The sequence below is a fragment of the Frankia sp. CcMO1 genome (assembly GCF_977945845.1).
Genome location: NZ_CDWTMG010000130.1, coordinates 1 through 998, shown reverse-complemented (window position 1 = coordinate 998; position 998 = coordinate 1). Strand labels below are relative to the sequence as shown.

General features: G+C 63.5%; 1 protein-coding gene. It reads left to right on the top strand.

What is annotated here, in order from left to right:
* Positions 1-537: 537 nt before the first annotated feature.
* Positions 538-873, top strand: coding sequence for a CYTH domain-containing protein (locus tag AC08OU_RS15530; protein WP_476605203.1), 336 nt, complete (start codon positions 538-540; stop codon positions 871-873).
* The last annotated feature ends 125 nt before the right edge of the window (positions 874-998 follow it).

The window sequence follows — 998 nt, the reverse complement described above, 5'->3', positions numbered from 1 at the left end:
CGAAACGCGCAAGTTATTTCATTTCGACTCCTTAATGCCCATCGCAGGGCAATCAAGAAAACTGCGAAACTCTAGTTGTTCACTAAGTCAATTATATTGTGAGCGCTTAGGTTGCCGCAAGACAGCTACCCCGCGCGCCAAGTTATTCCACACACAACCAGCTGGGGACGGTTATCAAGCTGGTCCAGCATTGACCGTTCCCCTCGGGCTCCCTCATAGGCAGCATCGGGGTTCCGTTACAATTTTGCCTGCTACCTCATGACCTATAGGGAGACGTTGTGCGCGAGGTTGAAGTCAAGTATTCCGTGTCGGACCTGGAGGCAGTGCTTGGCGCGCTCAGTGGGCGGGGTATCAACCTCGGCGAGGCGGTGTACCAGGACGACCAGGCCTTCGCCCCGCTCGGCTGGTCCTTCGGAGACAGCAAGCTTGGCGTGTCATTCCTGCGGCTGCGCACGGTGAACGGCCGCCACTGGTTCGCCCTCAAGCAGCCGGGCGCCAACGCCCAGGACTGCTTGGAGTACGAGACGGAGCCAGCAGATGCACGAGGCGATCCTTCGCATGGGCTACTGGGCGACGGTCCGGGTTGCCAAGTTCCGGCGGACCGGCCGGCATGGCGAGGTTTCGTTGTGCCTGGATGAGCTGGAAGGGGTCGGGACGTTCCTGGAGCTGGAACGCATGGTGCCCGACGACGCGCCGGCCGCCGCCGTGCAGGAGGAGTTGGCGGCCTTCGTGGCGTCGCTGGGGGTGGAAGCCGTACGCACGGTGGAGACGTACGACTCCTTGGTACGGGCCGCTCAAGAAGCGGTACGGGTGCCCTCCAGCCGGGAGAGCACAGACGCCGCCAGTACGGCGGCCACTTCCTCCCCCGTCTGAGCCCCGATGTCGTGGCACAGCACGGCGTAGCCGGCAGCTTCCAGCTCGGCGGCAACAGTCCGGTAGGCATCTGCTTCGGCTGCACCGGCCTCCGGGCCGCCGCGGTGGAAGCGGCTGTAGGGCCT